Source organism: Haloferax prahovense, assembly GCF_000723845.1.
GTDB classification, from domain to species: domain Archaea; phylum Halobacteriota; class Halobacteria; order Halobacteriales; family Haloferacaceae; genus Haloferax; species Haloferax prahovense.
Window position 1 is genome coordinate 278700 of record NZ_LK053002.1, and the last position, 21230, is coordinate 299929.

Consider the following 21230-nt stretch of genomic DNA (forward strand, 5'->3'; position numbering starts at 1 on the left):
GCAGGCCATGGACGGGTCAATTCGTAAGTAGTTATAGATTATAGTTCCTGATAGACCAATGGACCTCGAAACCGTCAAAGAACGGGCGGGCCCGCGGCAGTTCGCTCCGAAAGACGACATGCCCGAGGAGTACCGCAAGGCCGCGACGCGGATGATTCAGTTCCACGCGAACAGCGAGGTGATGGGCGGATACCTCGAAAAGCCGTTCATCCGGCAAGCGCCGAGTATCGACCGAAAGCTGGCGTTCTCAGCGAAGGTGCAGGACGAAATCGGCCACGCGCAACTGCTCTACCGCGCGGCCGAGTCCCTCGGCGTCAAGACGCGAGACGAGATGCTGGACGAGCTCGCCCGCGGCGACGGCAAGTTCCTCAACTGCTTCCACTACCCGATGGAGTCGTGGCACGAGGTGCCGATGATAGCGTTCTTCGTCGACGGCGCGGCCATGCACCGGCAGGCGACGCTCAAGAACACGTCGTGGACGCCGTACGCCCACGCGATGGACAAGGTGTGCTTCGAGGAGGGCTTCCACGTCAAACACGGCGAGTCCATCCTCTCCGAGTTGATGAACGGGTCGAAGGCGACCCAAGAGAAGACGCAGGCCGCCTTCGAGACGTGGTGGCCGCGTATCATCCAGTTCTTCGGCCCGACCAACGACAAGTCCGTCCACAACGACTTCGCGCAGGAAGTCGGCCTGAAGACGAAGTCCAACGACGAACTGCGCGACACCTTCCTCGACACGTACGTCCCGAAGGCCGAAAAGTACGGCCTCGTCGTCCCCGAGTACCCGCGCATCGAGTACGACGGGGAACTCGACACCTACCACGTCAACGAGGACGACCTGAACTGGGACGAGTTCTGGACTATCGCCAAGAACGCCTCCGAGGGGAGCCACGAGCAGATCAACTCCCGCGCACAGGCACAGGAGGCGGTCGAGTGGGTGCGCGAATCGATGCACGATTGGGAGGGCGCGTCGGGGGCCGGAACCCCGCAGGCGGCGGACTGAGAACCATGATTTGGGAAGTGTTCAGACAGGACAAACCGGGAGCGTACCACAAACACTGCGGCAACGTCCACGCGCCGGACCGCGAGCTGGCGCTCCAGTTCGCGGCCGTCCAGCACGGCCGGCGGATGAAGACCCACAGCCTGTGGGTCGTCCCGCACGACGAAATCGGCGAAATCGACGCCGACGAGACGAGCTTCGGCGGAACGACCGACAAGACCTACCGCTGGGCCACCTCGTACACGGACATCGAACCGGCCGCGCCGGAAGTCGCCGAAAGCGAGGCCGAGCAGGCCGACGTGGAGAAATCGCTCGAGGCGGACAGCTAACCATGACCGACGCACTCAACCCCGAAGACCTCGACGCCGAGCAGCGCGCCGCGCTCGAAGAGCTGCTGTTCCGCCTCGCGGACGACGAGTACGTCCACGGCGAGCGCCTCATCGAGTGGCAGATTTACGCGCCGACGCTGGAGTCCGACCTCGCGTTGGCGAACGTCGCACAGGACGAGTTCGGCCACGCTCGGCTGTGGTACGACCTGCTCGAAGAACTCGGTCACACCGAAGCGGAACTCATCTGGGAGCGCCCCGCCGGCGAGTTCAGGCACGCCACGCTGGTCGAACTCCCGTTCGCGGAGGGCGATTGGGCCGACGTCGTCCTGCGGAGCTACCTCTACGACGCCGCCGAGCGCCTGCGCCTCGACGCGCTCGTCGACACCAGCTACGCGCCGCTCGCCGACCGCGTCGGCAAGGTGCTGAGCGAGGAGCGCTACCACCTCGAAAACGCCCAGAGCTGGCTCGACCGCCTCGCCGAGGGCGACAGCCGCGACCGCGTGCAGGACGCGCTCGACCGGCTGTTCCCCCACGCGCTCTCGCTCTTCGCCGAGCCCGAACACGAGGAGGCCATCGTCGACAACGGCTTCCGGACGATGTCCACCGCCGACCTCCGCATCGAGTGGCTGGAGACGGTCATCCCGTACCTCGAATCGCTCGGACTCGACGTGCCCGAACCCGACGAGGTCGAGCGCCCGAGCGCCCGCGGCCGCGACGGCACCCACACCGACCACTGGGACGAACTGGCCGCAGAGTTCCGGCGGACCTACGAGGAGCTCGAAGCGCCCGAGCCGGCGAGAATCGGCAGGGAGCGTGTCTGACGTGAGCACCGACGACGCGCCCGAGGCGACCGCCTGCGGCTACACAGAGTACGCCGGCGGCGAGGTCCCCGAGGGCTTCCCGAAGACGGGCGTCGGAGCCGCGGGCGTCGAAGCCGACATCTGGGACGCCCTCTACGAAATCGAGGACCCAGAGATGCCGGTGAGCATCGTCGACCTCGGCCTCATCTACGACGTTCGCGTCGTCGAGCGGGAGGGCGAAGACGGCGAGGCGAAGACGCTCGGCATCGTCGAGATGACGCTGACCTACACCGGCTGTCCGGCGCGCGACTACCTCGAAAACGACGTGCAGTGCGCGATTCTGGCGGCCGGCGTCGACGAGGCGTCCGTGCGACTCCGGTTCACGCCGGAGTGGACCGTCGACATGGTGACCGAAGCGGGCCGCGAGGCCCTCCGCGAGTTCGGACTGGGGGTGTGAGCGATGCGCCGCTTCGACCCCAGCACCGAGACGACGGGCGAAACGTCGGGCGCGGAGTGCCCGTACTGCGACGGCACGAACACCGTCCGCGAGCATCCGAAGGGGCCGGGACTGTGCCGGTCGATGCACTTCTGTAACGACTGTCAGGAGCCGTTCCAGCGGTTCGAATAGCGTCGGCGGAGAGACTGGAGAAGAACGATTTTTTCGGGACCGACCTCCACGGAGAGCCGAGGCGGTCGGTCCGGGGGCGGCAAGTTGAGGGCCGGAGCGTTCGGCGGATTACGGGCCGGATTCGGGGCCGAGTCAGCCGATGTTGAGGTTCACGTTCTTCGCCTGCGTGAACTCGCGGACGGCCTCCGCGCCCTGCTCGCGGCCGTGGCCGCTCTGTTTTGTGCCGCCGAAGGGCGTCTGCGGGAACGTCACCGGGTACTCGTTGACGCTGACCATTCCGTAGTCGAGCGCGTCGGCGACGCGGTGGGCGCGAGAGAGCCCCTCGGTCCAGACGCCGGCGAGAAGCCCGTACGGCGAGTCGTTGGCGAGTTCGATCGCCTCCGTTTGGTCCGAGAACTCGGTGACGACGAGGACCGGGCCGAATATCTCCTCGCGGGCCACGGTCATGTCGTTCGTCACGTCGGTGAGGACCGTTGGCTCCACGAAGTAGCCGGTGTCCTTGTCCTCGGGGATGCCCCCACCGCAGGCGACGGTCGCGCCCTCCTCGACGCCGAGAGAGATGTACTCCAACACGTCCTCGCGGTGGGACTCGCTGACGACCGGCCCCATCCGGCCGTCGTCGTCGATGCCGGAACCGAGCGGGGTCGACTCGGCGCGCGCGACGATTCGCTCGACGAGGTCGTCGGCCACGCCCTCGTGGACGAGCAGGCGCGACCCAGCCCAGCACATCTGGCCGGCGTTCATGAAGATGCCGTAGTGGACGCCCTTGGCGGCGGCGTCGAGGTCGGCGTCGGGGAAGACGACGTTGGGGCCCTTCCCGCCGAGTTCGAGCGTGACGCCGGTCACGTTGGCCGCGGCGTCGGCCATGACGCCTTTACCGACTTCGGTGCTGCCGGTGAAGGTGACGTGCGCCACGTCGGGGTGCGAGGCGAGCGCCGACCCCGCCTCGGACCCGCTTCCGGGAACCACGTTCACCACGCCGTCGGGGAGGCCGGCTTCCTCGGCCGCGAGGCCGTAGTAGAGCGCCGAAAGTGGCGTCTGGCTGGAGGGCTTTACCACCGCCGTGTTGCCGCAGGCGAGCGCCGGCGCGAGACTCCGCCCAGCGAGTTGGAAGGGGTAGTTCCATGGGACGATGTGTCCGGTGACGCCGAGCGGTTCGCGGGTCGTGTAGTTGACGCGCCGGCCGGGGACGGGGTTGTACTCGCCGGTCACCTTGTCGGTCCACCCGGCGTAGTAGCGGAAGGTGTCGACGACCATCTGGACCTCCATGCCGGCCTCGAACGGCGTCTTGCCGTTGTCGTGGGACTCGACGAGCGTTATCGCGTCTTTCCGCTCCTCGATGGCGTCGGCCATCGCGCGCAGTTTCTCGCCGCGCTCGGCCGCGCTCGTGGTCTCCCACTCGCCGCCGCGAGCGCCCGCCGATTTCGCCGCCCGTACCGCGGCGTCGACGTCCGCCTCGCCCGCGCTGGCGACCTCGGCGTACGGCGCTTCGGTCGCCGGGTCGCGCGTCTCGATGGTCTCGTCCGATGCCGCGGCTACCCAGTCCCCGTCAATGTAGAGACTGGTGGGGCCACTGTATTCCATTACGAAATATCCTTCTCGCGCATAATATTAACTATTGTTGGTTACTAACTCCGCGGCGGGAGAACTCAGCCGGTCTTGTAGACCCCCCTCGCGGTCGCCACGTGATTTCCGTCCGTCGCGTACACGTCCACGTCCACGGTTCCCACGTCGCCGCCGAGCCGGACCACGTCGGCCTCGGCGCGGAGGTCCCCTGTCCCCGCGTTGAGATAGTCGATTCGCATGTCGATGGTCGGGACGGGCTGGTCGACCTCGCTGACGAGCGCCGCGCCGCCGACCGTGTCCGCGAGGGTGAACGTCACGCCGCCGTGGGCCATCACCCGGTCGGCGTTCCACGACAGTTCCTCGCGCATCTCGATGCGGCCCTCCGCGTGCCCGTCTGCGGCCTCGGTGACTTCGACGCCCAAGAGCCGCGCGAACGGCATGCTCTCGAAGAACTCCTCGATGTCCATGCCACCAGTTCGCACAGGTGCGTTAAGTTCGTTTCGTCGGTCAGACGAGTCGCGGGCGGACCTCGTCGCCGAGTCGGCGAACGCACTCGACCATCCGGTCGGTACCGATGCCGGGGTGGTAGGTTCGGAAGATGAAGTGGATGTCGTCGCCGAGGGCGTCGCGGTAGCGGGCGAGTTCCGCGACCACGTCGTCGGGCGTACCGAAGACGGCCTGTGCTTTGAGTTCCGCCCGGCGCTCGTCGGACAGTTCGTGGACCTCGTCGCCGGAGAATATCTCGGCGTACCGGCGCTGGAGGTAGAGGTAGCCGTCTCTCATCGCGTCCCACGCCTCGGCCTTCGAGTCGCCGACGAAGCCGTGTTGGAGGACGTATATCGTGAACTCCCCGTCGAGGCCCTCGGCTTCCCGAACGCTCCGGATGTCCTCGACGCGCTTGCGCAGGCCGCCGAGGGAGAGCGACGACGGCGCACACCACGCGTCCGCCGTCCGGGCCGCCCGGCGAACCGCGGGCTTGGCCGCGCCGCCGAGCATGAGGGGCACGTCGTGTGCCGGTTTGGGCGTCACGTCGACGCCGGTCGCACCCTCGTGAAACGGCGACTCGTGCGCTATCGGACCGTCTGACCACGCGTCGCGGAGGAGGGAGACCGTGTCGGCGAGGCGGTCGACGCGCTCGTCTCGCGGAACGCCGAAGGCGTCGAACTCGCGGGGGTTAGAACCGATCGCGAGGCCGAGCGTCGTTCGGCCGCCCGAGATAAGGTCGACCGTCGCCGCGTCCTCCGCGAGCCGAATCGGGTCGTACAGCGGCGCGAGCGCGATACACGTGCCGAGTTCGACCGACTCGGTCGCCGCCGCGAGCGCCCCGAGCGCGGGCATCGTCCCCGAGAGGTAGCCGTCCGGCATGAAGTGGTGTTCGGACACCCACGCGCTGTCGAGGCCCGCGTCGTCTATCGCGCGCCCGAGCGTCAGCATCTCGTCGTACAGGTCGGCCATCGGCCGGTCGTCGTCCGGCCGCCGCTGGCAGGTGAACAGTCCCGTCCCGAGTTTCATGACTCGGAGTTCGCACCTTAGCTATTAATAGTTAGGAACACCGAGTTCGTCGGAGATGGTTCCCGACGACTCGGTACCCTCGGATTCGACAACCGCGACCGCGACGGGGCCGGCGCCGCCGGGCGAGCGCGTCGTGGGGCGCGCGGTGGAAGACGGCTGGACCGAGGCGTTCGTCTCGCCGCGAAACCCGACCGGCGCGCTCTCTCAGTTGATGGAGTACCACGACGACTACGGTGAGAAGGGAGCCGACGACGCGTTGTTCGTCCGCGGCGAGCGGTTGGATTCGTGAGTCGCCGGTCGGGGAGCCGCCTTACTCCTCGGCCGACTTCGTCTTGATGAGGAACTTCATGTCGCCTTCGAGGACGACGGTGCCGTCCTGCTTCGTCATCTCGATTTCGAGGACGACCAGTCCCGCGTCGTCGCGGCTCCCGAGGTCCTTCCGCTCCGAGACGACCATCGTCTGCGAGAGCGTGTCGCCGATGAACACCGGGTTCGGCAGGTCCATGTAGTTCATCCCGAGGAAGGCGATGGCGGTGCGCTCGACGATACCCGAGCGATACACGAAGCCGGTCGACTGGACGAACGTCATCGGCCCGTGGGCGATTCGCTGGCCGAACTGGGTGTCTTCCGCGTACTCGCTGTTCGTGTGGAGTTCAGTCCAGTCGCCCGAGAGCGCGGAGTGCATCATGAAGTCCGCCTCGGTGACGGTGCGGCCGACGCTCTGGAACTCCTTGCCCTCCTCGAAGTCCTCGAAGTAGTGCGGTTCGTAGCTGTATGCCATACCTCACCGTCACCGCCATCAGATAAAGTAGTTTACATACCTATCTTTCCTGACAGTCGACGCCTACTTGGGGAGCGCAGGACGACGTGTGGTCGCATGTCGGAGCAAGACGACCACGCGGAGAGACGGGAGCGCGCCTCGAACGACCCCTACTGCGGGCGCGTCGGTATCGACCTCGCCGAGGTCGGCGACGGGTACGCGGAGACGACGCTGACCGTGGCCGAAGACCACCTGAACTTCCACGGGACGCCCCACGGGGGCGCGGTGTACAGCCTCGCCGACGCGGCCTTCGCGGCCGCCTCGAACAGCCACGGCGACGCCGCGTTCGCGCTGGAGACGAACATCTCGTACCTCGCGGCCGCCGAGGTGGGCGAGACGCTCCGCGCGGTCGCCGAGGAGACGCATCTCGGGGGGCGGACCGCCGAGTACGAGGTCGTCGTCTCCGACGGGGACGGCGAGCGAATCGCGACGTTTCGAGGGCGCGTCTACAAGCCCGGCGGTCGCTGACGGCGCGCGTTACTGGCCGCGGTGGTCGTAGACGCGCTGGACCTTTCCGACCTCGGTGCGCGCGATGTCGCCGTACTCGACGAGGTTCAGTTCGTCGGGCGTGAACGAGAGCACGTTCGAGAGCCGCTTTTGAATCCGACCTTCGAGGTCCGACAGCGACCCGCCGAACTCCTCGACCAGTTCGACCGTGATTTCGACCTGGTCGAGATTCCCCTCGCGGCGGAGGTCGATGCGGTAGTGCGGCGCGATTTCGTCGAACTCGAGGACGACCGATTCGACCTCGCTCGGGTAGAAGTTCACGCCGCGGACGATTATCAGGTCGTCCGACCGGCCCGTGATGTTGTCCATGCGGACGCAGGTTCGGCCACACTCGCAAGTGCCGTAGTCCAGCGTGGTCAGGTCGCCCGTCCGATACCGGAGGACCGGCAGCGCGTCCTTCGCGAGGGTCGTCAACACGAGTTCGCCCTCCTCGCCCTCCTCGACGGGGTCGCCGGTGTTCGGGTCGACCACCTCGGGGTAGAAGTAATCCTCCCAGATGTGAAGGCCGTCCTGCGCCTCGCACTCGACGGAGACGCCGGGACCGACGATTTCCGAGAGGCCGTAGATGTCGATACCGGTCACGCCGAGTCGCGCTTCGATTTCGTTCCGCATCGGCTCGGTGCAGGGCTCCGCGCCGAAGATGACCGTCCGAAGCGGCAGGTCGCGGATGTCGACTCCCATGTCGTCTGCGACCTCGGCGAGATAGAGCGCGTACGACGGGGTACACGCGATGACGTCGCTTCCGAGGTCGGAGAGCAGTTCCACCTGTCGCTGGGTGTTGCCGCCGCCGATGGGGATGACCGTCGCGCCGAGCTCCTCGACGCCCTGGTGGAGGCCGAGACCGCCGGTGAACAGGCCGTAGCCGTAGGCGTTCTGGACCACGTCGTCAGGACCGACGCCGGCCGCGACGAGACACCGCGCGACGGCCTTGTTCCACACGTCGAGGTCCTCGCGGGTGTAGCCGACGATTTTGGGCTTGCCGGTCGTGCCCGACGACGCGTGGACGCGAATCACGTCGTCCATGTCGACCGCGAACATCCCCGTCGGGTAGTGGTCTCGGAAGTCCTCTTTCGTCGTGAACGGCAGTTTCGACAGGTCTTCGACGCTTTCGATGTCCGCGGGCGAGAGTCCGGCCTCGTCGAACGTCTCGCGGTAGAACTCGACGTTCTCGTACGCGTTCCGAACCGTCTCCCGCAGGCGACCGTCCTGCACCTCGCGGAGTTCCTCCCGCGGGGCGGCCTCCGTGCTATCGAATACCATGTACGTTTGAAGTCGATGATAGAATATGATAAAAATGATGCGGTCGGCCGACCGCGCCGCGGGGCGAACCTATTTCGAGGGGGATGCGCAATCGACTACCATGCGAGACGCATACATCGTCGGAGCGGGCCAATCGAAGTACGGCGCGTTCCCGGACGAGAGCTATCGGTCGCTGTTCACGACCGCGTTCGAGGAGGCGCTGGGGAGCGCCGCCGGCGTCGAGGCGGCCGATATCGACGAGGCCGTCGTCGGGTCGCTCGGCGTCGGCGGGCGGCAACTCGGCTTATCGGGGCCGGCCGTGACGGAGCACGTCGGCCTCCACGGCGTCCCCTGTTCCCGAATCGAAAACGCCTGCGCAGCGAGCGGCTACGCGGTCAGACAGGCGGTACAGGCGGTCAAAAGCGGGATGGCGGACGTGGCCCTCGCGGGGGGCTACGAGGTCATGACCGACATGAGCGGCGACGTGGCGAAGTACTGGCTCGGCGTCAGCGGCGAGACGGAGTGGGAGCGGCTCACCGGGACGACGTTCGCGGGCGTCTACGCCCAGATGGCCTCGGCGTACCTCGACGCCTACGACGCCTCGCCGGACCACTTCTCGAAGGTCGCCGTGAAGAACCACGCGAACGGCGCGAAGAACCCGAAGGCGCACCTCGGCTTCGAGTGCTCGCTCGACGACGCGCGGAGCGCCCCCGTCGTGGCCGACCCGCTGAACCTCTATCACTGCTGTCCGACCTCCGACGGCGCGGCCGCGGTCCTCGTCGCCAGCGAGGACGTTGCCAGCGCGTGCGACGACGCCGTCCGCGTCGCGGGCGTGGGTGCCGCCTCCGAGCGCGTCGGCCTCTTCCAGCGCGACAGCTACACCGCCGTCGAATCGTCCGAGCGGGCCGCCGCGGCCGCCTACGAGATGGCCGGTCTCGGTCCCGACGACGTGGACTTCGCGGAGGTCCACGACTGCTTCGCCATCGCCGAACTGCTGGCGTACGAGGACCTCGGCTTCTGCGAGCGCGGACACGCGCCCGAACTGGTCGATTCCGGCGCGACCGAACTCGGCGGCGACCTACCCGTCAACCCCTCCGGCGGCCTGAAATCGAAGGGACATCCCATCGGCGCGACGGGCGCTGGACAGGTCGTCGAAGCGTTCAAACAGCTTGCCGGCCGGGCGGGGGACCGACAGGTCTCTGGCGCGAACGTCGGCCTCACCCACAACGTCGGCGGGTCGGGCGGTGCCGCCGTCGTTCACGTCCTCGAAGGAGGGGCGCTATGAGCGCCGACGACTCGGCGCGAGCGACTCCCGGAATCGCCGGGGTCGGCGCGTACGTCCCCCGGTTGTACCTCCCCGCGTCGGCCTACCACGAGGCGTGGGGCAAAGGCGGCGCGCCGGGCGTCGAGCGGGTCGCCGTCGCCGACGCGGACGAAGACACACTGACGATGGCGACCGAAGCGGGTCGGCGCGCGCTCGACGCGGCCGGCGTGGACGCGAGCGATATCGGACACCTCGCGTTCGCCACCACGACGCCGCCGAACGACGAGGATGAAAGCGTAGTTCGGCTGGCTTCGCTCCTCGGCGTCGGCCCGTCGGTTCCGACCCGGCAGTTCGGCGGGAGCACCCGCGCCGGCGCGGTGGCGCTGGCGGCGACGGTCGAGGCGACCCGAGGCTCGGGCGCAGGCGCGGGAACGGGGAGCGGCGGTTCGGCACTCGTCGTCGTCGCCGACAGCCCGCGAGGAGCGCCCGAAAGCGACGAGGCGGCCGGTGCCGGGGCGGGTGCGGCCGCGCTCGTTCTCACCGGAGACGCTCCGCTCGCCGTCGATGCCGTCGGCGAGTTCGGCGACCCCGCGCCCGGCACGCGGTTCCGAGGATTCGGGAGCGCCGAGACGGAGTCCATCGGCGTCACGCAGTACGAGCGCGACGCCTACACGCGGGCGGTCGGCGGGGCGGTCGAGGCCCTCGGTATCGACGTCGCCGAACTGGACCCCGAGGCCGTGTCGCTCACCGCACCGGACGAGAAACTCCCGTACCGCGCGGCCGACGCGCTCGGCGTCGAACCGGCGCGAATCGCGGCCGGGACCGTCGTCTCGCGAACCGGCGACACCGGGGCCGCCGGGCCGTTTCTCGGACTCGCGTCGGCACTCGACTCCGCGGTCGACGCGGGAGGCGACGAGTCGAGCGGCCGGTCCCCCGCGAGCTCGGTGCTCCTCGTCGGCTACGGCGGCGGCGCGGGGGCGACCGCGCTCGCGCTCAGCGTGGAGGCGACAGACACCAACTCCGCCGCCAGTTCCGTCGTCCCGGTCGAGGCCGCCCTCGACGGCGACGTGGAGCTCACCTACGCGGAGGCGCTCCGGCGGCGTGGGACCATCACCGGCGGGGAGCCAGCCGGCGGGGGCGCGTACGTCAGCGTGCCGACGTGGAAGCGGACGATTCCGCAGCGCCACCGCCTCGTCGCCGGCGAGTGCGCCGACTGCGGTGCGCTCTCGTTCCCGCCGGAGGGCGCGTGTCCCGACTGCGGGTCGCTCGCGGGCTACGACGACGCGGCGCTCCCCGGGACGGGAACCGTCGAGGCCGCGACCGCCATCGGACAGGGGGGCGCGCCGCCGGAGTTCGTCGAGCAGCAGCAGCGCGCCGGGTCGTTCCCGGTCGCCGTCGTCGCCTTCGACGGGCCGGGCGGAGAGGCCGACACTCGAACCGTGAGCGCGCCCGCACAGGTCGTCCACTCCCCCGCGGGAACGCCCGCAATCGGCGACCGCGTCGAGGCCGTGCCGCGCCGCATCTACGAGCAGGAGGGCGTCGTGAGATACGGCTTCAAGGTCGTCCCGACCGAGGCGCGACGGTAGTTCGGGACGCCGTCGAAGTCGTGTGGCCTCTAACGAGGGCAAACGATTATGAGGGTTCCCGAACCCCTTCCGGTGATGCAAGTGAGTGTACTCGGCGCGGGAACCATGGGCCACGGCATCGCGCAGGTGGCCGCGATGGCCGGTCACGAGGTGACGATGCGCGACATCGAAGCGGCGTACGTCGAAGACGGACTGGACGCCATCGAGTCAAACCTCCGGGGCGGCGTCGACCGCGACAAGGTGACGCCCGACGAGATGGCGGCGACGCTCGACCGGCTCTCGGGGACGACCTCGCTGGAGGCGGCGGTCGCCGACGCCGACCTCGTCGTCGAGGCGGTTCCCGAGGACATGGAACTCAAGCGCGAGACGGTCGCGGAGGTCGAATCCCTCGTCGACGACGACGCCGTCATCGCGTCGAACACGTCGTCGCTCTCCGTGACCGAGATACTGAGCGCCCTCGAACGTCCCGAGCGCGGCCTCGGACTCCACTTCTTCAACCCGGTCCACATCATGGGTCTCGTGGAGGTCGTCGTCGCGGAACAGACCAGCGAGGCGACGCTGGCGTTCGCCACCGAGTTCGTCGAGGGCATCGACAAGACGGCCGTCGAGGTCGGCGACTCGCCCGGCTTCGCCTCCTCGCGGCTCGGCGTCGCTCTCGGCGTCGAGGCCATGCGCATGGTTCAGGAGGGCGTCGCGTCGCCCGCGGACATCGACACCGCGATGGAACTCGGCTACAACCACCCGATGGGGCCTCTCGAACTCGGCGATGTGGTCGGCCTCGACGTTCGACTCGACATCCTCGAGTACCTGCGCGAGGAACTCGGCGAGCGCTTCCGCCCGCCGCAGATTCTCAAGCGAAAGGTCCGCGCCGGCAAGCTCGGCAAGAAGACCGGCGAGGGGTTCTACGTCTGGGAGGACGGCGAAATCGTCGGCGCGAGCGAGGACGTGATGGACCGATGAGCGGTGACGGTCCGAGCGCCGACGGTCCGAGCGCCGACGGTCCGAGCGCCGACGACCGAGAGACTGGCGGCCCCCGAGCCGACGGCGGAACGCCGACCGTCGAGTCCGTCGCCGCCGAGTGCGAGACGGTCGACGCCGTCGTCGGCGACCGCGTCGACGCCGTCGTCACCGTGACGCTGAACCGCCCCGACGCGCGGAACGCGCTCAACGCGACGCTCCGGGCTGAACTCAAGCGCGTCCTCGACGCCATCGAAGAGAGCAGCGCGCGCGTCGTCGTCCTGACCGGCTCCGACGAGGCGAAGGCGTTCGTCGCCGGCGCGGACGTGACGGAACTCCGCGAGCGCGACATGCTCGAACAGCGCGAGGCGAGCAAGCGCCCGCGGGTGTACGAGCGCGTCGACGACCTCAGACAGCCGGTCATCGCCCGGGTCAACGGCCACGCCCTCGGCGGCGGCTGCGAGCTGATGCAGGCCTGCGACGTGCGCATCGCCCACGAGCGGGCGAAACTCGGCCAACCCGAAATCAATCTCGGTATCATGCCCGGCGGGGGCGGCACCCAGCGACTCGCGCGCCTCGTCGGCGAGGGCCACGCCATGCGACTCATCCTGACGGGCGAGCTCATCTCCGCCGAGGAGGCCGCGGACATCGGCCTCGTCGAGGAGGTCCACGGCGACGACACCTTCGACGACCGGGTGTACGAACTCGCCGAGATGATGGCGACGAAGAGCCCCGTGGCCCTGGAGTTCGCCAAGAAGGCCGTCAAGGCCGCCTCGCGGACGGACCTCGAACAGGGCATCGAGTACGAGGCGGAGCTGTTCGCCCAACTGTTCGGCTCGCCCGACAAGGACGAGGGTATCGACGCGTTCTTCGAGGACCGCGAGCCCGAGTGGCACGAGCGCGAACGATAGACCCCCACTCGCGCCGTTCGAACTGCTCGAACGACTTCGAAACCGCCGCGACCGCCCGGCGAGAACTCACAGCGCAGGCGCGAGCGCTAGTTTCACGACGTGAACACGTCTTCGGGAGCGACCGGCCCGCGAGCGAGGCCGAATCGGGGGCGCAGCGGTGGAGGACCGGGCGTTCCGTCCTTTCGAACGCGAGTCCGTACTCGAGCGACACCACCGTATCGGCAGTCGCTATCGAGACCGTCTCGCGCGCGAACCGAACACCGAGTCTCGAATGACGGGGATACGGCGGTTTCGGGGCGAACGAGACCCAGCAACGATGCGGCCGGCCCACAGGACGGCAGCCGGACGGTTCGTCTCCCACGCCACAGTCCGTGACAGGTGTAATTTTGTAATTGCTCGCGTTCCCACCGCGTCAATCTACGATGGTATAATAAGTATATAACCACAATATGTTCGAGGAGTTCGAACAGCGATTGTCGAAATCGAGTCGTCGTCTCGACCTCTCGAAAGCGGAAATATCGGACTTCGCGCGAGAGAATGTTCGTTGAGGTAGTTCGAACCATTCGAACGAACGTGCCGCATACTCGGTTCGCCGGCGGGGCGAGTGGCCGGGTCAGGAGAAGTTGAGGTTGATTTCGACCTCGTTGGCCGCGCCGAGGAGGAGGTCGGCGAGGTCGCCGGTCAGTCGGTCGCCCCGAAGCCGGTTCGAGGGGCCCGAGATGCTTATCGCCCCGACGGGGTGACCCTCGTTGTCGGTGACGGCGACCCCGACGGCGTGGAGTTTCGGGACGATTTCCTCGCGGTTGAGCGCGAACCCGCGCTCGCGAATCGTCGCCAGTTCCTCGAAGAGCGCGTCGGGGGCGGTTATCGTCTTCGGCGTCTTCGCCGGGAGGCCGTGTCGGTCGACGATGTCGCGGACGCGTTCGTCCGGGAACGCCGACAGGATGGCCTTGCCGGCGGCGAGTTGGTGGAGGTACGAGCGCGTCCCCTCCCGGGCTGGCGTCCGAACCGAGTGCGCGCCGGCCGCGCCGTAGAGGTGGAACCCGCGGCCCTGCTCTTCCGTGACGCACCACACCTTCTCGCCGGTCTGCTCGGCGAGTTCGTCCAGTTTCGGCTTCGCCACCTCGTAGAGCTGGTGCTGGTCGCGCGCGTAGATGCCGAAGTCGAGGAGCCGAAGGCCGACCCGGTAGCCGTCGTCGTCGGGGACGACGAAGCCCTTGCGTTCGAGCGTCTTCAGGTGCCGGTGGACCGTGCTCTTGGCCAACCCGAGCTCCGAGGCGAGCCCCGTCGGCCCCATCGAGCCCCCCGATTTGAGCCGTTCGAGGATGCCGAGCGACGTGGCGGCCGTCGTCACCGGTCGGCGCTGTTCATCGTCTGTCATCACCTATCTTCGGTGTTCGTTCGTGATAAATCTTGTTCGAACAGTTCGAACGAGGGTTCCACTTGCTCGAACGACCGCGGCGGACGCTCGAACCGCGAGTCGGCGATAGAGCAAAGTAGCGTCCGATTGGATAGCAGACGTGCATGATTAAATTGGTGAATATTCTCGTCCGGGACGACGGCCACACGCACGAGGAGTTCGTCGAGCGGTGGCGGGGGAGCCACGCGGAACTCGCTGCGGAGCTACCGGGGCTGGTGAAGTACGCGACGAGCGTCCCGACCGACCCCGAGCGGTCCGAGTACGACGGCATCGTCGAACTCTACTTCGAGGACATGGCCGTACTGAAGGCGGCGTTCGACTCCGAGGTCGGCCAGCGCGTGAACGCCGACGCGGCCGAGTTCATCGACATGGAGCAGGGGCCGACGCTCTACGTCGAGGAGACGGTCCACCTCGACAGGTCCTGAATCCATGAACACGAGCGAACGACTCGTCGAGAGCCTCGAACGGCTCGGCGTCGAGCGAATCTTCGGCTACCCCGGCGGCCGCGTCATCGAGCTGTTCGACCTGCTACCCGAGTCGGACATCGACCTCGTGCGCCCCCGCGACGAGCGCGAGGCGAGCGTCATGGCCGAGATGTACGGCCGGTTGACGGGCGAACCGGGCGTTCTCGCCGGACAGGGGCCGTGGATAGGAAGCCTCGGCCTCATCGGACAGATGGAGGCGCGCCTCGCCTCGTCACCGATGGTCGCCATCACCGAGGCCTCCGAGCGCGGGAACTACTCGACGCTCGCGCCCTACCAGCAGTCCCGCGGCGACTACGGCGGCCTCGAACTCCCGAAGCTTCTCGACGCCGTGACGAAGGAACACTGGTTCCCGCGGACCCCGACCGAGACGGTTCGGAGCCTCCAACTCGCGTTCAAACACGCCGTCGCCGGGCGTCCCGGTCCGACCGCGGTCGTCCTCGACGGCGACGCCGTCACTGAGGAGTTCCCCGCCGAGTCCGTGCCGCCGGTCTGGAACGACGAGACGCAGACCAGAACGTGGACCGCCGCGCCGACGGCCCGCGACGTCGCGGCCGCCGCCGAGGCGCTCGAAGCGGCCGAGCGACCGGTCATCATCTCGGGCAACGGCGTCCACGCGTCGGGCGCGTACGAGGAGCTGGCCGCGGTCGCCGAGGCCTACGAGGCGGCCATCGTCACCTCCTACCTCGGGAAATCGACGGTCCCCGAGACGCACCACCTCGCCGGAGGCGTCATCGGCTCGTTCGGTCACGAGGGTGCGAACCAACTCGTCAGCGAGGCCGATACGCTCCTCGTCGTCGGCTGTCGCATGAACCCGATGGACACCAACTGGCAGGCCCCCGACTTCATCCGCCCCGACGAGCAGACGATTATCCACGCCGATATCGACCCGCGGAACGCCGGGTGGGTCTACCCCGCCGACGTGGGACTCATCGGCGACGCGTCCGAATCGCTGCGCGAACTCGCGGCCGCCGGCGGCACCGAAAACGACTGGGCCGAGGACCGGGCCCGGAAGGCCCGCGAGTCGTTCCACGCGCCCGAGTGCGAGTCGGACGCCGCCCCCATCCTCCCCCAGCGGGCCGTCAAGGAAATCGAGCGCGTCGTCGACGAGGAAACCATCGTCACCGCCGACTCCGGCAACAACCGCTTTTGGCTGCTCAACTACCTCCAGACGCCGGCGGTTCGGACCTACTTCGGCTCCGGCGGCGTCGGCGGCATGGGCTGGGCGACGCCCGCCGCGGTGTCGGCCGCGCTGGCGACAGACAAGCGCGTCGTCGGCGTCGCGGGCGACGGCGGCTTCGCCATGACGATGACGAGCGTCGAGACGGCGGTCGAACACGGCGTCGCGCCGACGGTCGTCGTCCTCAACGACACCAGCCTCGGGATGGTCAGACAGATGCAGCACGCTCCCGACGACATCGCGGGCGTCGAGTTCCACGACACGGACTTCGCGCGGGTCGCGGAGGCGTTCGGCGCGACGGGCGTCCGCGTCGAGACGCCGGGCGAACTCGGCGACGCGCTCGCCGACGCGAAGATGCACAGCCTCCCGACGGTCATCGACGCCCGTATCGACCGCAGTCAGGACATGGCCGCGACGCTCCAGTCGTCGTTCTACGCGTCGGTCGGCGGACTCCACGAGTAGCGCGCGGTGACGAGTCGGCCGTCGCCGACCCTCTCGGCGGTCCGCTCCCCGGGAAACACTTTTCTCGCGCGCAGGTAGAACTACGATATCATGTCAGCATCGACCGTGATGGTTACGGGCGGGACCGGGTTCATCGGCTCGTACGTCGCGTCGGACCTCGTCGCGGCCGGCCACGACGTAGTCGCCTACGACCGCTCGACCGACCCGCGCATCCTCGACAGACTCGGCGTCGCCGACGACGTGACGATACGCCGCGGCGACGTAACCGACCCGACCGACGTGTTCCGGGGGGTTCGAGAGACCGGCACGACGCACATCGTCCACCTCGCGGCGCTCCTGACGACGACGGCGCGGGAAAACCCGCGGACCGCGCTCGACGTGAACGTCCAGGGGACGAACAACGTCTTCGAGGCGGCGCGCGCCCTCCCCGAACAGGTCGAACGCGTCGCGTGGGCGTCGTCGGCGGCGGTGTACGCCCCGCCCGCGAACTACGGTGGCGACTTCGTGACCGAGTCCGACCTCGTCTACCCCGACACGCTCTACGGAGCGACCAAGGAGTACAACGAGCACCAGGCCCGGGTCTATTACGAGGACTTCGGCGTCTCGCACGTCGCGCTCCGGCCGACGGTCGCCTACGGCCCGTACCGCGAGACCGGCGGGTCCGCGTTCCTCGCCAACATCGTCGAAAAGCCGGCGCTCGGCGAGCCCTTCAGCGTCGACTACGGCGACCAAGTTATCGACTGGCAACACGTCCGCGACATCGCGCAGGCGTTCCGCAAGGCAACGTTCGCCCCCGAAGACGACCTCACCCAACGCGTCTACAACGTTCGCGGGGAGTTGGCGACGATTCGCGAGGCCGCGGAGACGGTACGGCGACTCCTCCCCGACGCCGACCTCACGGTCTCCGACGAGGGCGAACTCCCGTGGACCCAGGAACTCGACATGACGAAGGCGCAAGCCGACCTCGGCTACGACCCCGAGTACGACCTCGAAACCGGGTTCCGCGACTACCTCAACGTGCTTCGGAAGGAACACGGATTGGAGCCGGTCTGAGCCGAGAGCCGACGGGCCGAAACGCCGCCGTGGAGTCGGTCACGGCCGCCGAGCGTCGTCGGCGCCCTCGGTCTCGGGACCGTCCAGCAGGTCGCGGATATCGTCGGGCGACAGCAGGTCGACGAGGCTCTCGCCCGAGTCGTAGCGCTCGCGCTCGTCGGGCGTGAGATAGTCCGCGAGGTCGCGTTCTGTGAGCAGTTCCTCGAGTCTGTCGTCGAGGTCGTCCGGGTCGTAACCGGGGATGACCATATCACCGGATTGTCGCGAGCGCCCTTATAACACGGCACTCGTCGCGTTTCCGACGAATGCCGAGCGCGAGCCGCCCGCTCACTCCACGACGACGCCGTCGTCCTTCGCGTTCGGCGCGCCGACGACGAACACCTCGCCGTCCTCGACGCAGCGCAGTTGCCGAACCTCGTCGGACGAGACGACCACGAAGTCGCCCGGTTCGAGGTCGAGCACGTCGGTCTCCTCGCCGTCGTCGCCGGCGAAGGCGAGTTCGAACGCGCCGGAGAGAACGTGATACAGTTCCTCTTGTTCGCGCTGGTAGTGCATCGGTCCCGACCCGCCCGCGTCGAACGACCAGACCGACGGGCGCATCTTCCGCGGGCGAAGCTCGTAGCCGACGGCCTTGACTCGGGCGTCGGCGTTCTCCACGTCGTGCGGTTCGAGGTCGGCGAGGTTGACGCGCTCGTACATCGGCGCGAGCTACGAAGCGCGGGGTAATAGGTATGCTGACGAGTGTCGCGGCGGTTCGCGTCGGACTACTGGGTCTGGGAGTACCGCTCGACCCACTCCTGTAGGCTGATTCCCATCGCGGCCTGCGTGATGGCGTTCGAGGACGCCGAGTTCGCGCTCTTGACGAGTTCGGCTTCGAGCGTCCGGGTCGGAATCTCGCCGATGAAGTGGGGGATGGCGCGCTGGACCGCGAGCGGGCAGCCGACCTCGTGGGCGAGGGCGTAGCCCGAAAGCGAGTGCGGAATCTCCCCGCTGGCGTACTCCGGGTCGGGGTCGTCGAGCACGTCGTCGTCGACGAAATCGACGTACTCGTAGCACTTGCCCACGTCGTGGAGGAGGCAGGCCGCGCGGACCACGTCGAACTCCGGGTCCGCGCCATGGAAATCCCGCTGTTCCTCGGCGGCGCGGACGGCGATTCGCGTTACGCCGCGGACGTGCTCGACGTTCGTCACCTCGTGGATGTTCCACGCGTAGGGGATGTCGTCGATGTCGCGCCAGCCGCCGCGGGCGAGACCGAGACACCACGCCTCGACGACTCGCTCGCGGAGGTCGGCGTCCTCGATGTCGGCGAGTTCAGGGAAGGCGGCCTCGACCTGCGCGCGGTAGTCGTGCGACATCGCTCAGCGGCCCCCAGTCACGTCTTTCTGGACCGTCTCGCGGCCGACGAACCGCGGGCGGTCGCCGATGGAGAGGAAGTTGTCAACATCTTCGCGGGGCGCTTTCGCCTTCGGGTGGTCGGGGTCGTAGTCGCGCGAGGACTCGTGGCCGAGGCCCGCCCGAAGCGCGTCGAGGCTCTCGAAGTAGAGTTCGGCGACGCCGTCGAACTCGGCGCGTTCGGGGTCGGTCGGGACGACGCGGGCGTACCGGACCACGCCGGGAATCTCGCGGGCGAGGGGGACGTGGGTGTTCGCCCAGTGGTCGAGGAACTCGTCGTGGCTCATCCCGTCTTTGCGGACGAGAAACGCCGAGTGCTTGTAGAGTCCCGTCGTGTCGCCGCCGGTCTCGTCTTTCTCGACGACCTCCTCGCCGATGATTCGGGGGCGTCGCTCGACGTCGAGAAAGTTGTCCACGTCGTCTCTCGCCGCTTTCGCCGTCCCCTTCGCGGGGTCGTAGTCGCGCGAGCCCTCGCTGCCGAGCGCGTCGTGGAGCGCGCCGAGGTCGTCGAAGTACAACTCCGCGAGACCGTCGAACTCGGAGACCTCGGGGTCGACCGGAACCACCGTCTGGTAGCGGACGACGCCCTCGATGTCGCGGGCGATGGGCGTGTGATTGTCCTGCCAGTAGGTGACGAACTCGTCGTGACTCATCCCCGCCTTGCGGACAAGCAGGGCTACGTGCTTGTACATGCGTACACCTGCCGATTCACGTATAAGACAATAAATCATGAGGTACACTCGCACTGCCCATCTACAACAAATTAATGTGATAGTCACGAGTGGTGGGCGTATGCCTTTCCACGAGCGGGGGTTCATGAGCGGGACCCGCGGGACGATGGCCGTCGACTGGGAACAGCGCATCGACGTGAAGCGGATGCGCGAGGAGCGGAAGGACCGCGCTCTCTCGCGGATGCGCGAGGCGGGCCTCGGGAGCATGCTCCTCATCGACGACCCGAACATCCGGTACGTGACCGGGTTGGCGATGACCGGCGGGTCGGGTGCGGACCACTACTCGCTGCTTCTGGAAGACGGTACGGTCGTCCACTGGGACACCGCCGACCACGCGAGCAACCAGCGATACAACTGCCCGTGGCTGACCGACGTTCGCTACGCCTGTCCCGGGCTGGGGAACGTCCCGCGGGCCTCCGGCCGCGACTCGGCCCGGTCGTTCCTCCTCGACAAGATGGCCCAGACCGTCGTCGACGCCCTCGACGAGTACGGCCTCGCCGACGAGGCGATGGGCATCGACACCGGCCACGCGGGGCTGCTCGACGCCTTCGAATCGAAGAATATCGACACCCGACCCGCCGAGTGCGCGGCGGTGATGGAGGACGCCCGAAAGACGAAGACCGAAGACGAAATCGAGTGTCTGCGGCAGGTCGCGGCCGTCTGCGAGGCGGGCTTTCAGGCCATCGCCGAGAACGCGAAGCCGGGCGCGCGGGAGTCGGAGGTGTGGGGCGACGCCGTCCGCGAACTCTGGCGGCACGGCGCGATGGCGCAGGGCGGCTACCTCACGTCGGGGCCGAACACGTGGCCGAAGCACCAGGCGAACACCACGGACCGACTGATTCGCCCCGGCGACCTCGTCTACGCCGACTTCTACAACGTCGGCTACCTCGGCTACCGCTCGTGTTACTACCGGACCTTCTCGATGGGCGAACCGACCGACGAACAGCGCGACGCCTACGAGACGGCCCGCGACAACCTCTACGCCGTCCTCGACGAAATCGAGCCGGGGAAGACCACCGACGAAATCGCGGCGGCGTTTCCGGACATGGCGGGCGAACACGCCGACTGGTACGGCGCGGACGACCACTGGCAGTTGACGACCAATCACTGGGCCCACGGCCTCGGCCTTCAACTGTACGAAGTACCGCTCATCTGGCGCGGCCTCTCGCCGGACCATCCCATCGAAATCGAGGCGGGGATGACGATGGCCGTCGAGACCCAAGAGCCGGCGGGGAGACAGGGCGTCCGCGTCGAGGAGATGGTCGTCGTCCGCGACGACGGCGTCGAACTCCTCAGTCAGTGGCCCGTCGAGGAGATAACGGTTATCGAACACTGATTCCTGACACGATAAGCGGACCACTCACAAATTTTAAAAATTGTAGAATTTGTTA

The 21230-nt window shown here is 67.9% G+C and carries 25 protein-coding genes; 15 read left to right on the forward strand and 10 right to left on the reverse strand.

The features are described from left to right. Positions 1-58 precede the first annotated feature (58 nt). Genes paaA through paaE form a run of 5 tightly spaced genes read left to right on the forward strand, consistent with a single transcriptional unit; the run spans position 59 to position 2757 of the window. Positions 59-1003, forward strand: a complete 945-nt coding sequence (paaA, locus tag BN984_RS18270; protein WP_008093892.1) for a 1,2-phenylacetyl-CoA epoxidase subunit PaaA — start codon at positions 59-61, stop codon at positions 1001-1003. Between the two features lie 5 nt (positions 1004-1008). Beyond that, a complete protein-coding gene (gene paaB, locus BN984_RS18275) occupies positions 1009-1329 on the forward strand; it encodes a 1,2-phenylacetyl-CoA epoxidase subunit PaaB (RefSeq protein WP_004040859.1) in 321 nt (106 codons plus the stop codon). A gap of 2 nt (positions 1330-1331) precedes the next feature. After that, positions 1332-2150: a 1,2-phenylacetyl-CoA epoxidase subunit PaaC gene (gene paaC, locus BN984_RS18280; RefSeq protein WP_049968957.1), complete on the forward strand. Its 819-nt coding sequence runs from the start codon at positions 1332-1334 to the stop codon at positions 2148-2150. After that, positions 2143-2586: a 1,2-phenylacetyl-CoA epoxidase subunit PaaD gene (paaD, locus tag BN984_RS18285; RefSeq protein ID WP_081909267.1), complete on the forward strand. Its 444-nt coding sequence runs from the start codon at positions 2143-2145 to the stop codon at positions 2584-2586. Before paaC ends, paaD begins: the two co-directional genes overlap by 8 nt. A 3-nt stretch (positions 2587-2589) precedes the next feature. Beyond that, entirely contained in the window at positions 2590-2757 is a 168-nt protein-coding gene (paaE, locus tag BN984_RS19855; RefSeq protein ID WP_004978321.1) for a 1,2-phenylacetyl-CoA epoxidase subunit PaaE, read from the forward strand. Between the two features lie 132 nt (positions 2758-2889). Here paaE and BN984_RS18290 read toward each other — a convergent pair whose 3' ends face one another. The 3 genes from BN984_RS18290 to BN984_RS18300 form a co-directional block, all read right to left on the reverse strand. Continuing rightward, the gene (locus BN984_RS18290) at positions 2890-4341 is read right to left on the reverse strand and encodes an aldehyde dehydrogenase family protein (RefSeq protein WP_049968959.1); all 1452 of its coding nucleotides are present in this window, start codon (positions 4339-4341) and stop codon (positions 2890-2892) included. 65 nt (positions 4342-4406) lie between these two features. Then, entirely contained in the window at positions 4407-4790 is a 384-nt protein-coding gene (locus BN984_RS18295) for a PaaI family thioesterase (protein ID WP_004978316.1), read from the reverse strand. A 40-nt stretch (positions 4791-4830) separates the two neighbouring features. Further along, positions 4831-5835 (reverse strand): LLM class flavin-dependent oxidoreductase, encoded by a 1005-nt coding sequence (locus BN984_RS18300; RefSeq protein ID WP_004978307.1) that lies wholly within the window; start codon positions 5833-5835, stop codon positions 4831-4833. Between the two features lie 55 nt (positions 5836-5890). Between BN984_RS18300 and BN984_RS18305 the strand changes: the two genes are divergently transcribed. Next, positions 5891-6124: a hypothetical protein gene (locus BN984_RS18305; RefSeq protein ID WP_049968960.1), complete on the forward strand. Its 234-nt coding sequence runs from the start codon at positions 5891-5893 to the stop codon at positions 6122-6124. A gap of 21 nt (positions 6125-6145) precedes the next feature. On the opposite strand, the gene BN984_RS18310 is transcribed toward BN984_RS18305, so the two are convergent. Continuing rightward, positions 6146-6616, reverse strand: a complete 471-nt coding sequence (locus BN984_RS18310; RefSeq protein ID WP_004978303.1) for a MaoC/PaaZ C-terminal domain-containing protein — start codon at positions 6614-6616, stop codon at positions 6146-6148. 96 nt (positions 6617-6712) lie between these two features. On the opposite strand from BN984_RS18310, the gene paaI reads away from it, so the two are divergent. Beyond that, positions 6713-7123, forward strand: coding sequence for a hydroxyphenylacetyl-CoA thioesterase PaaI (gene paaI, locus BN984_RS18315; protein ID WP_008093911.1), 411 nt, complete (start codon positions 6713-6715; stop codon positions 7121-7123). Positions 7124-7132: 9 nt separating this feature from the next. Here the strand turns inward: paaI and paaK are convergent, their stop codons facing one another. Continuing rightward, complete coding sequence (paaK, locus tag BN984_RS18320) at positions 7133-8422, reverse strand: phenylacetate--CoA ligase PaaK (RefSeq protein ID WP_049968961.1); 1290 nt, start codon at positions 8420-8422, stop codon at positions 7133-7135. 100 nt (positions 8423-8522) lie between these two features. Here paaK and BN984_RS18325 point away from each other — a divergent pair, with 100 nt between their 5' ends. The 4 genes from BN984_RS18325 to BN984_RS18340 all read left to right on the forward strand — a co-directional run bounded on the left by BN984_RS18325 (position 8523) and on the right by BN984_RS18340 (position 13119). After that, positions 8523-9686, forward strand: coding sequence for a thiolase domain-containing protein (locus tag BN984_RS18325; RefSeq protein ID WP_008093915.1), 1164 nt, complete (start codon positions 8523-8525; stop codon positions 9684-9686). Further along, a complete protein-coding gene (locus BN984_RS18330; RefSeq protein ID WP_049968962.1) occupies positions 9683-11251 on the forward strand; it encodes a zinc ribbon domain-containing protein in 1569 nt (522 codons plus the stop codon). The genes BN984_RS18325 and BN984_RS18330 overlap by 4 nt, the downstream gene beginning before the upstream one ends. A gap of 75 nt (positions 11252-11326) precedes the next feature. Continuing rightward, positions 11327-12211: a 3-hydroxyacyl-CoA dehydrogenase family protein gene (locus BN984_RS18335; RefSeq protein WP_049968963.1), complete on the forward strand. Its 885-nt coding sequence runs from the start codon at positions 11327-11329 to the stop codon at positions 12209-12211. Next, positions 12208-13119, forward strand: a complete 912-nt coding sequence (locus BN984_RS18340; RefSeq protein WP_049968964.1) for an enoyl-CoA hydratase/isomerase family protein — start codon at positions 12208-12210, stop codon at positions 13117-13119. Before BN984_RS18335 ends, BN984_RS18340 begins: the two co-directional genes overlap by 4 nt. Positions 13120-13732: 613 nt before the next feature. Here BN984_RS18340 and BN984_RS18350 read toward each other — a convergent pair. Then, positions 13733-14500: an IclR family transcriptional regulator gene (locus tag BN984_RS18350; protein WP_049968966.1), complete on the reverse strand. Its 768-nt coding sequence runs from the start codon at positions 14498-14500 to the stop codon at positions 13733-13735. 143 nt (positions 14501-14643) lie between these two features. Between BN984_RS18350 and BN984_RS18355 the strand changes: the two genes are divergently transcribed. The 3 genes from BN984_RS18355 to BN984_RS18365 all read left to right on the forward strand — a co-directional run bounded on the left by BN984_RS18355 (position 14644) and on the right by BN984_RS18365 (position 17716). Then, a complete protein-coding gene (locus tag BN984_RS18355) occupies positions 14644-14964 on the forward strand; it encodes an EthD family reductase (RefSeq protein WP_049968967.1) in 321 nt (106 codons plus the stop codon). 4 nt (positions 14965-14968) lie between these two features. After that, the gene (locus BN984_RS18360) at positions 14969-16663 is read left to right on the forward strand and encodes a thiamine pyrophosphate-binding protein (protein ID WP_049968968.1); all 1695 of its coding nucleotides are present in this window, start codon (positions 14969-14971) and stop codon (positions 16661-16663) included. Positions 16664-16771: 108 nt separating this feature from the next. Further along, entirely contained in the window at positions 16772-17716 is a 945-nt protein-coding gene (locus tag BN984_RS18365) for an NAD-dependent epimerase/dehydratase family protein (protein WP_115820009.1), read from the forward strand. Between the two features lie 39 nt (positions 17717-17755). On the opposite strand, the gene BN984_RS18370 is transcribed toward BN984_RS18365, so the two are convergent. From BN984_RS18370 to BN984_RS18385, 4 genes are all read right to left on the reverse strand, one after another. Beyond that, positions 17756-17965, reverse strand: a complete 210-nt coding sequence (locus BN984_RS18370; protein WP_004040881.1) for a hypothetical protein — start codon at positions 17963-17965, stop codon at positions 17756-17758. Positions 17966-18043: 78 nt separating this feature from the next. Next, a complete protein-coding gene (locus tag BN984_RS18375) occupies positions 18044-18415 on the reverse strand; it encodes a cupin domain-containing protein (RefSeq protein WP_008093937.1) in 372 nt (123 codons plus the stop codon). A gap of 65 nt (positions 18416-18480) precedes the next feature. After that, complete coding sequence (locus tag BN984_RS18380; RefSeq protein ID WP_049968971.1) at positions 18481-19071, reverse strand: HD domain-containing protein; 591 nt, start codon at positions 19069-19071, stop codon at positions 18481-18483. A 3-nt stretch (positions 19072-19074) separates the two neighbouring features. Further along, positions 19075-19800 (reverse strand): EthD domain-containing protein, encoded by a 726-nt coding sequence (locus tag BN984_RS18385; protein ID WP_049968972.1) that lies wholly within the window; start codon positions 19798-19800, stop codon positions 19075-19077. Positions 19801-19900: 100 nt separating this feature from the next. On the opposite strand from BN984_RS18385, the gene BN984_RS18390 reads away from it, so the two are divergent. Then, entirely contained in the window at positions 19901-21175 is a 1275-nt protein-coding gene (locus BN984_RS18390) for a M24 family metallopeptidase (RefSeq protein ID WP_049968973.1), read from the forward strand. Positions 21176-21230: the final 55 nt, after the last annotated feature.

Excerpts from the sequence above, each read along its gene's own strand:
- paaA (WP_008093892.1), top strand. The coding sequence starts at position 59 with ATGGACCTCGAAACCGTCAAAGAACGGGCGGGCCCGCGGCAGTTCGCT.
- paaB (WP_004040859.1), top strand. The coding sequence starts at position 1,009 with ATGATTTGGGAAGTGTTCAGACAGGACAAACCGGGAGCGTACCACAAA.
- paaC (WP_049968957.1), top strand. The coding sequence starts at position 1,332 with ATGACCGACGCACTCAACCCCGAAGACCTCGACGCCGAGCAGCGCGCC.
- paaE (WP_004978321.1), top strand. The coding sequence starts at position 2,590 with ATGCGCCGCTTCGACCCCAGCACCGAGACGACGGGCGAAACGTCGGGC.
- BN984_RS18290 (WP_049968959.1), bottom strand. The coding sequence starts at position 4,341 with ATGGAATACAGTGGCCCCACCAGTCTCTACATTGACGGGGACTGGGTA.
- BN984_RS18295 (WP_004978316.1), bottom strand. The coding sequence starts at position 4,790 with ATGGACATCGAGGAGTTCTTCGAGAGCATGCCGTTCGCGCGGCTCTTG.
- BN984_RS18300 (WP_004978307.1), bottom strand. The coding sequence starts at position 5,835 with ATGAAACTCGGGACGGGACTGTTCACCTGCCAGCGGCGGCCGGACGAC.
- BN984_RS18305 (WP_049968960.1), top strand. The coding sequence starts at position 5,891 with ATGGTTCCCGACGACTCGGTACCCTCGGATTCGACAACCGCGACCGCG.
- BN984_RS18310 (WP_004978303.1), bottom strand. The coding sequence starts at position 6,616 with ATGGCATACAGCTACGAACCGCACTACTTCGAGGACTTCGAGGAGGGC.
- paaI (WP_008093911.1), top strand. The coding sequence starts at position 6,713 with ATGTCGGAGCAAGACGACCACGCGGAGAGACGGGAGCGCGCCTCGAAC.
- paaK (WP_049968961.1), bottom strand. The coding sequence starts at position 8,422 with ATGGTATTCGATAGCACGGAGGCCGCCCCGCGGGAGGAACTCCGCGAG.
- BN984_RS18325 (WP_008093915.1), top strand. The coding sequence starts at position 8,523 with ATGCGAGACGCATACATCGTCGGAGCGGGCCAATCGAAGTACGGCGCG.
- BN984_RS18330 (WP_049968962.1), top strand. The coding sequence starts at position 9,683 with ATGAGCGCCGACGACTCGGCGCGAGCGACTCCCGGAATCGCCGGGGTC.
- BN984_RS18335 (WP_049968963.1), top strand. The coding sequence starts at position 11,327 with ATGCAAGTGAGTGTACTCGGCGCGGGAACCATGGGCCACGGCATCGCG.
- BN984_RS18340 (WP_049968964.1), top strand. The coding sequence starts at position 12,208 with ATGAGCGGTGACGGTCCGAGCGCCGACGGTCCGAGCGCCGACGGTCCG.
- BN984_RS18350 (WP_049968966.1), bottom strand. The coding sequence starts at position 14,500 with ATGACAGACGATGAACAGCGCCGACCGGTGACGACGGCCGCCACGTCG.
- BN984_RS18355 (WP_049968967.1), top strand. The coding sequence starts at position 14,644 with ATGATTAAATTGGTGAATATTCTCGTCCGGGACGACGGCCACACGCAC.
- BN984_RS18360 (WP_049968968.1), top strand. The coding sequence starts at position 14,969 with ATGAACACGAGCGAACGACTCGTCGAGAGCCTCGAACGGCTCGGCGTC.
- BN984_RS18365 (WP_115820009.1), top strand. The coding sequence starts at position 16,772 with ATGGTTACGGGCGGGACCGGGTTCATCGGCTCGTACGTCGCGTCGGAC.
- BN984_RS18370 (WP_004040881.1), bottom strand. The coding sequence starts at position 17,965 with ATGGTCATCCCCGGTTACGACCCGGACGACCTCGACGACAGACTCGAG.
- BN984_RS18375 (WP_008093937.1), bottom strand. The coding sequence starts at position 18,415 with ATGTACGAGCGCGTCAACCTCGCCGACCTCGAACCGCACGACGTGGAG.
- BN984_RS18380 (WP_049968971.1), bottom strand. The coding sequence starts at position 19,071 with ATGTCGCACGACTACCGCGCGCAGGTCGAGGCCGCCTTCCCTGAACTC.
- BN984_RS18385 (WP_049968972.1), bottom strand. The coding sequence starts at position 19,800 with ATGTACAAGCACGTAGCCCTGCTTGTCCGCAAGGCGGGGATGAGTCAC.
- BN984_RS18390 (WP_049968973.1), top strand. The coding sequence starts at position 19,901 with ATGCCTTTCCACGAGCGGGGGTTCATGAGCGGGACCCGCGGGACGATG.